The organism is Rhodopirellula sp. JB055 (assembly GCF_043100905.1).
Taxonomy (GTDB): Bacteria; Planctomycetota; Planctomycetia; order Pirellulales; family Pirellulaceae; genus Rhodopirellula.
In genome coordinates this window covers 1-7,669 of record NZ_JBICHO010000528.1, presented here as the reverse complement: position 1 = coordinate 7,669, position 7,669 = coordinate 1, and the positions used below count along the sequence as shown (strand labels likewise).

Annotated in this window: 6 protein-coding genes and 1 pseudogene; 3 read left to right on the top strand and 4 right to left on the bottom strand. The window is 55.9% G+C overall.

From position 1 onward, the window contains the following. The 3 genes from ACF8AM_RS20615 to ACF8AM_RS20605 all read right to left on the bottom strand — a co-directional run. Positions 1-1,204: hypothetical protein (locus ACF8AM_RS20615; protein WP_392557457.1), on the bottom strand; the 1,204-nt coding region annotated here is incomplete at its 3' end. A gap of 120 nt (positions 1,205-1,324) precedes the next feature. Continuing rightward, positions 1,325-2,551 (bottom strand): exo-beta-N-acetylmuramidase NamZ domain-containing protein, encoded by a 1,227-nt coding sequence (locus tag ACF8AM_RS20610; RefSeq protein ID WP_392557456.1) that lies wholly within the window; start codon positions 2,549-2,551, stop codon positions 1,325-1,327. 41 nt (positions 2,552-2,592) lie between these two features. Further along, positions 2,593-4,116 carry a sodium:solute symporter gene (locus tag ACF8AM_RS20605; RefSeq protein WP_392557455.1) on the bottom strand — a complete coding sequence of 508 codons (1,524 nt, stop codon included), beginning with the start codon at positions 4,114-4,116 and terminating at the stop codon, positions 2,593-2,595. Positions 4,117-4,268: 152 nt separating this feature from the next. Here ACF8AM_RS20605 and murQ point away from each other — a divergent pair, with 152 nt between their 5' ends. After that, the gene (murQ, locus tag ACF8AM_RS20600; RefSeq protein ID WP_392557454.1) at positions 4,269-5,177 is read left to right on the top strand and encodes an N-acetylmuramic acid 6-phosphate etherase; all 909 of its coding nucleotides are present in this window, start codon (positions 4,269-4,271) and stop codon (positions 5,175-5,177) included. After that, positions 5,174-6,139, top strand: a complete 966-nt coding sequence (locus ACF8AM_RS20595) for an N-acetylglucosamine kinase (RefSeq protein ID WP_392557453.1) — start codon at positions 5,174-5,176, stop codon at positions 6,137-6,139. The genes murQ and ACF8AM_RS20595 overlap by 4 nt, the downstream gene beginning before the upstream one ends. 24 nt (positions 6,140-6,163) lie before the next feature. Here the strand turns inward: ACF8AM_RS20595 and ACF8AM_RS20590 are convergent, their stop codons facing one another. Then, a complete protein-coding gene (locus ACF8AM_RS20590) occupies positions 6,164-6,874 on the bottom strand; it encodes a hypothetical protein (RefSeq protein ID WP_392557452.1) in 711 nt (236 codons plus the stop codon). A gap of 486 nt (positions 6,875-7,360) precedes the next feature. On the opposite strand from ACF8AM_RS20590, the pseudogene ACF8AM_RS20585 reads away from it, so the two are divergent. Next, positions 7,361-7,669 (top strand): annotated as a pseudogene (locus tag ACF8AM_RS20585) (transglutaminase family protein); the annotation flags it as partial.

Below are 7,669 nucleotides of genomic sequence, written 5' to 3'. Positions count from 1 at the left end.
CTCGGTGCTGAAACAATCGAGCCAGGATGGCTGTTTTCGCGAGACGCACATGCATGGCGGAGCGGACAAAGGCTTGATTCATCGCACCCAAACTCGGCATTGTCATTTCGGTGACTTGAGTGTCCAGTTTTTGCAGCCAATTTCGGGATTGGAAAGAAGCCTGCACCGAAGTTTCCAGACTTTCGATCTCCTCGAAAAAGGTGGTCAAATCATCGGTGGGAACAAGCTCCAGCCGGTCGTACATGGCCAGTGTCTCCAAGGCATCGATGGAATGCCCACCTGGCAATTGATACTCAATGGCGTCTCCTCCCAATTCCTCGAGAAGCTCCGGGTCTTCAAACAATGGCAGCACCCAAGCTCGCTCGCCAATCAGAAACCGTTGGTAGCGAGGTTCAATCTCTTCAAGTCCCTCGAGTTGCTCCAACACCGCTCGCCACTGCTCATCATCAAAGCAATTGATTTGCACGGCGGTCTTGATGGCATCCAGAGCGACCTCGAGCATTGCCACACTGACCAACTGCGAAACCGCCATCGGCTCCTCTTCCAACCCCCGTGCATTTCCAATCAGGGCCAACACACAGTGCCCCGCATGCAAAAAGTCGTTGCGACGAAGTGCGTCTTCCAACTCCAAATGCAACAGTCGACTGACATCTCTTGGCGGCCCAATACGAGGAAAGAGATCATCAGGGTTCATTGGCGTCCACACGCCACGACTGCCCTCAGTGATCAAATGAATTCGCTGCAGCAGCCCCGACCATTCACTCAGGTAGTTCCTTGCCACCAAATGGTTCGAATAGGGTTGCCCATAGACGTACTCCTCCGGTTCTTCTTCGAAAGCCAGGCCAATGATCGGAACGTCTTCGCTGGATTCCTGGAACGCGTCCGATTCGATTTCATCAAGGATGCGTTGCCATTCCTGGCTACGCGATGAATCAATCCGTTCCCTGCGGTAGTCCAGCAACGACTCCGCATCGATTGGCAAACCGCTGGCGAGCAAATCATCTTTGCGGTCGGCCAGTTCCTGAGCCGCCGCGTTCTGGCGAGCGAACCACCAAGCCAGCACCAGAAAAATCAGTGATAGCGGCAGGACGAGAAAGACGAACACCGCCAAGTTTCGCGGGGTCAACAACCGCGTGAGCAAACTGGACGCCGATTTTGACTCATGCGATGACGTCGCGTTTGCGGAGAGAGGTTCGGAAGACATGTTGGCTGTTTCAAACGAGACGTGAGCAGCGAACGACAAATGGGTAGTGGACGAAGCGACGAGTCCCTTGCACAAAGACTCGTCACCTCGTCCACCACAACAACCGATTGCCCAGCAACATCAACGATACATTAAGTACTTTTCCCGACGTGCTCCGAATTCAGCCAACTCTTCTTCGTAGGCCGCCTGCAACTGCTCCACCGAGTGACCGCCAAGAATTCCTTCCGCTGTTTTCTGGCTAACCAACAAACGGTTCAGTGACTTCGTATTCCAGTCGTTGGGAGCTAGTTCTCTCAACGTCACGGCAATGGTCATCGCCGTTCGCAACGGGTCAAACTCAGCTCGCTGAGTCAGGATCACGTTCACTCCGCCACACTTTTCATCAGCGAACTGACTGGCGTCCGGTGTGAACTCGATCGGAACAAATCTCACCCCGCTCAACCCTTGTGCGTTCAGTTCACCCGCCAGTTCCAACGCGTCGATCCAGGGAGCACCGAAGTGTTCAAAAGGCGTGTCCGTGCCACGGCCCACGGACAAATTGGTCGTCTCCCACAATCCAATCGCCGGATACAGGTAGGCCGCGTTGAGGCTTCGCATATTGGGTGATGGGTTGATCCACATGCGTCCGGTTTGATCAAACCCTGGACGGCCTTCCCAGCCTTCCATCGGGATGACTTGCAAATCCAGATCGAGTTCCCACTCCGCTTGAAACATTTTGGCCAGCTCACCAATCGTCATTCCGTGCCGGACGGGAATGCGGTGGTAAGCGATGAACGACTCGCTTCCCTCATCGGTGACGGGACCTTGCACCTCTGTCCCGCTGATTGGATTGGGCCGATCCAAAACAACAAACCGAGCATCATTCTCTGCCGCCGCCTTCATCGCGCCACCCATCGTCGAGATGTAGGTGTAGAAACGAACGCCAATGTCCTGAATATCAAAGACCAACGTGTCGATGCCTTCCAGCATCTCCGCTGTCGGAACTCGCGTTTTGCCGTACAGACTGTGAACCTTCAATCCGGTCAACGCATCCTGTTGGTCGTCGATATTGGCTTGTTCCAGTTGGCCCACAAACCCATGTTCAGGACTGAACAAAGCGACCAGGTCCACCTCCTTCGAATCGTGCAGCAACTGAACCGTTGAGGCTCCGATCAGGTTCGTGCCCGTGTGATTCGTGATCAGCCCCACCTTTTGGCCAGCAAGGCTCGCGAAATCATCTCGCTGCAGGACATCGATTCCGGCCAGAACTTGAGCCGCGGCGGGTTTGGAGTGCGAGACCGAAAGCGTGATCGCAAACAGACAAACCGCGGCGGACAGACGAAACATGATGGATTTGAAGGAGAACATGTACGCTCGGTATTTCAGAGTCATTCGGTGAGGAAAAATTGTCAGTTGTCCGCTCGTTGCTTAGCCGGGAGCAAGCGACTAGCAAGGTAGCCTGCCGTGAACGTGGTGACGGAGCCGATGATCGCTAGCCACGGCCAAGCCACGGACGTTCCAAACTTGATCGCCGTGAGCACAACCATTCCCGAGACCATTCCAATCAACGCACCGCGTTGGTGAGCGGAAGTGGTCAGAATCCCAAGCAAGAAAACGCCGAGCAAAATCCCAGCCGTGAAGCCGGCGATAGCGAGTGCATCGCTGATGACACTGTTGGAAAGATAGCTCGCACCGATCCCAATCGCGATCTGAATCCCCCCAAAGCCGATGGTCAGCTTGCGACTGACACCGAGAAGGTTGTCAGACGTTTCGTTGCCGGAACGCTTCTCTTCAGCTTCCTTGTCCGCCGCTCCATTGCGGCGAGCGAGCAGCCAAGGTTGGTAGAAATCCGAGACGGCTGCCGATGCGGAAGAATTCAGCGAACTGGACAACGTCGACATGGCAGCCGCGAACACGGCAGCCAGCGTGAGGCCGACCAAACCAACCGGCAGGTAGTCAACAATGAATGCCGCGAAAACTTCGTCGTTGTGTTCAAACACTCGCGGATGAATTTGCGAATAGAAACATGCCAACGCAACCCCCAGAAACAAAAACAATGCGAACTGGATCAAAACCACCACGCCGCTGGCAACCACGGCTCGCTGCGCATCCACCGTGCTGCGAGCGGCCAAGTAACGTTGAACGATCATTTGATCCGTCCCGTGAGTTCCCAGCGTCAACACCGCTCCGCCGATGACTCCCGACCAGAACGTGAAGGGCTCGGTCAGCACACTGAAGGTCTCGGTGGATCGAACGCGAAAATCAAAGACATCGAAACGCCCGGTCTCCTGACCAAATTCGACCAGTTGTTGCCAGCCGCCAGGGAAGTATCTGACGAGAATCATCAACGACAGCACCCCGCCGACCATGTAAACGACCAACTGAATGCAGTCGCTCCAGATCACGGCTTTGATCCCGCCAAAGAACGTGTAGATGATCGTGAAGACGCCCAGGATCACGATGCAGCTAACCAAGTCAACGCTGAGGACCTTTTCCAATGCGATGCCAGCCAAGAACAGACGCAATCCATCGCCCAAGTTTCGAGTGACCAAGAACAGCAGCGATGCGAAACGCTTGCTGGCACCACCAAATCGCGTGTTCAGAATCTCATAGGCTGAAAAGATTTCGCCGCGGCGAAAGAGAGGCACCAACACGACAGCAACAATCAAACGGCCGATGACCAGCCCCATTCCCAATTGCAAAAAACGCATGTCGCCATCGACCGCGAATGCGATCCCGGGCACGCTCAAGAATGTCGCGGTGCTGGTTTCTGTCGCGACGATCGATCCCAGGATCGACCACCACGGCATGTCCCGTCCCCCCAGCAAGTAACCCGCCAAATCCTTTTGGTCCCGGCCCACCCAGAGACCAAAGGCAACCATCGCGAGCATGTAGATGACCAGGACGGCGAGGTCAAAGGAACTGATAGCCAAGTGTCGAATCTCGTTTGCTGAAGTCCATCGGTCAAAGTGAATCCGCCCCGCCTCACCCGTGCGGCTACCTTACTGTATTTTGTTGTGGCGAGGTATTTCGTTGTAACAAGGTTTGTTGCGACCAGGGAAACACTCATGCGATACCATTCACCATGCTGAACCAGTTGAATCAATTGACCACGGAAGCCAGCAACCCGGCCTCTGCCCAGATCGATTCGTTGTCGGCGCTGCAGATCGTTCAGCTCATCAACTCGCAAGATGCCTTGGTCGCGGAGGCTGTGAACACGCAAGCCCAGCAGATCGCACTGGCGGTGGATGCGATCGCAGACAAATTCCGGTCCAACGGGCGATTGATTTATCTGGGCGCAGGCACGTCCGGTCGGTTGGGGGTGCTCGACGCCAGCGAGTGCCCGCCGACATTCCGGACCCCACCCGAAATGGTCGTCGGTGTGATTGCCGGCGGACCAGAAGCCCTGACTCGTGCGATCGAAGGGGCTGAAGACCATCCGGAATATGCCGAACGTGATTTGGCTGAGATCAATTTGTCCAGCAACGACGTGTTGGTGGGGATCGCCACCAGCGGGCGAACGCCCTACGTCATCGGCGGTTTGAAATACGCCCGGTCCGTCGGCGCTGTCACGGTGGGATTGAGTTGCAATTCAAACTGCCAATTGCGACCGCTTTCCCAGATCATGATCGCACCGGTTGTCGGGCCAGAAGTCGTCAGCGGATCCACTCGATTGAAAGCCGGCACAGCGACCAAGATGGTGCTGAACATGTTGACCACCGGTGCCATGATTCGGATCGGCAAGACGTTTGGCAATCGCATGGTCGACGTCCGTGCGACCAATCAAAAACTTGTGGCGAGATCGCGGCAGATGTTGTCTGAAATTGTGGGGATTCCAACGGATCAAGCCGAACGGTTGCTGCGACAATGCGACGGGGAAGTGAAGACCGCGATCGTTGTTCACATGAGAAAGGTTTCGCCGCAGGCCGCACGTCAAATGCTGATCGACGTCGACGGACACCTCAGTCGCTTGCTCGCGACAGCTTCCGAATGAATGCGTCAGACGGACTCATTTTGGGAATCGACGGGGGTGGGACCAAGACCGTCGCTTGGTTGGCGAGGTGCGACTTCACCTCCAAGACTGATGTCACCAACACGATGGAAATCATTGGGCGAGGGCGTTCGGGCCCGTCCAATGTTCGCGGCGTTGGCTTCGAGACGGCGTTTAACCATTTGAATCAGGCGATCGAGAGAGCCTTCGTCGATGCGGAACGTTCCCGAATCACCGTCGAGAGTGCCTGCTTGGCACTCGCTGGTGCCGGTCGAGATTCCGAACAACAACGCATCCGGTCTTGGGCGGATCAATGTCAATTGGCACGCCAATTGAGGGTTGTCGATGATGCTTTGCCGGTGTTGTATGCCGCCTCATCCGATGGGGTCGGCGTGGCGTTAATCGCGGGAACCGGTTCGCTGGCGCTGGGTCGGAATGCGAATGGCGACAGGGCCCGCTGCGGCGGCTGGGGAAGCTTGCTGGGCGATGAAGGCAGTGGCTACCAGATTTCACTCGCAGCTCACCGAGCGGCAGTTCGCGATGACGACGGTCGCGGCCCCAGCACACAACTGCACGAACGATTGCTAGGTCATCATGGAATCACTTCGGCCAGTGAATTGATCCCGATCCTTCATGCAGCCCCCGACAACCGAGTCATGATCGCCTCGCTCGCGCCACTCGTCTTTGAGGTGGCTGAGGTGGGGGATCCGGTTGCGAGGCGGATCCTTGATCAAGCATCGACGGACTTGGCGGAGATGGTCAGGACATTGATCGATCGACTGAGCATGCCCACCCAAGCGTGCTCGTTGGCAGGCACCGGCAGCGTCCTGATTCATCAGCCTGCCTTCACGCAAAGCGTCCGCGACAAGCTGGCCGAAGCAGGAATCGGAACGAACTACCGTGCAATTCCTGAGTCAGTCGTCGGCACACTGGTGATCGCAGCGGAAGCGATGACGACTCAATGAAATGGAACGAGCCAGTCCGGCTGATCACCAAGCACCACAATCGGGGTCGTGTTCGTCTTCGACACCCAAGCGTGTCTTGAACTGCTGAAATTTGTCGTACAGCCGTTCGCTACTGCTGTGCACATGTTCTGCTTCCGTGATGAATTTGATTGAATCATCGGGATACACGTCCGAGTTGATCAGCGTTTGGCGGAATCCATCCAGTGGCGTTCCATAGGCAATCAACAGCTTGTGCTCGTCCAGTTGGACTTCCTGTTGCTTGGCCGTGTTGATGATCGCGATGCCGGTGCAGCCATCGTTGAGCAACACATCTTCGAATTCCATCAGAATGCTTTTCAGCACGGGAACATCGATGTGTTCGCGATACAGATCTTCGTGCTGCGAAGAACTGTGATGACTGGTTTCCAGCACGACATCGACCACGTTGCCGAGTTGATCGATCAGGTCCAAAAACACATCCATCAAAACAGGTTTGGATGCGGAGGCCATGATCACCGGAGTGGTCGATCCGTTGGATTCGTCGACGTACTTGTCGTACCGGAATCCCTGACGTGGCGAAATCTGCACGTCGTAGGACGGTCGGATGGCGTCGGTCAATTCGAACATTCCATAGGTTTTGATCCCCATGTGAACCTGCAACTCTTCGTCGGAAAGACACTCGAAGCTGCCAGGTGCGGATGTTGGAATCGCGTCGTCCTGTGCCATCGGACGAAGGATGCGTTTGAGAAAGCCCATTTGATTGGTAATTTTCGACGCGTGTGTGATGACGACACCAGGGTGGAAAAGATTGCCTGAGCCGGTTCACCGCTGCGACTGGTGAACACACAAAGCTAGGTCACGTCTTGGCTCAGACCCCGCAACTGTCCGAGAACCGCTCAAAACTCGCTGAATGAACCACAGGACGGCCTCCCAACCGTTTTCACCGTCACAATCCAAACAATCGCTTCGCGCCACTCGCCTCCCAGGAGGTTTTCCCCCAGACAGATCCGCGTGAAAGAGGTTGACACACACGGCTGGGCCCCGACATTGAGAAGTCAGCGGTGGTCACGCGCCGCCATTTTTAAAAACGCTTCTCTGAAGACGCTCTTGAGCGACTAGTTCATGATGGATCGAACTGCATCCCCTCGGGTTTTGACCGGCTTCCTTTGCGATTTGCCTCGCTCTGTTTGTCCATCCTTTTTTCGCCCTGAGTCAAACGCGAAAAAACGGCCATTCAGCAGCGTGTTCTGGCTGGCGAGCCTTGCCGCCGCGTTGATTGCTGGTGGCTGCGATTTACCAGATCGTTACGACATCCAGACCTTTGAGAAACCCTCGCCTTGGGACACCGAAACGTCCACTTCGTTTGCCTCCCAAGCACGCAATACAGCGCGGCCATCGTCAGCCGCCGACGCTCTGCTGCAAACTGGAGCCCCCGATTCCCGAGCCCCGGGGCAGACACCGTCCAACTCGCTGGCGAGGTTTTGGGGCAACCCCGCAGCGCACCCTCCCGCTGCCGATACCCGAACACGACTCGCTGATGAGTGGGAAACC

Coding starts and splice junctions, on each gene's coding strand:
- ACF8AM_RS20610 (WP_392557456.1), bottom strand. CDS start 2,551: ATGTTCTCCTTCAAATCCATCATGTTTCGTCTGTCCGCCGCGGTTTGT.
- murQ (WP_392557454.1), top strand. CDS start 4,269: ATGCTGAACCAGTTGAATCAATTGACCACGGAAGCCAGCAACCCGGCC.
- ACF8AM_RS20595 (WP_392557453.1), top strand. CDS start 5,174: ATGAATGCGTCAGACGGACTCATTTTGGGAATCGACGGGGGTGGGACC.
- ACF8AM_RS20590 (WP_392557452.1), bottom strand. CDS start 6,874: ATGGGCTTTCTCAAACGCATCCTTCGTCCGATGGCACAGGACGACGCG.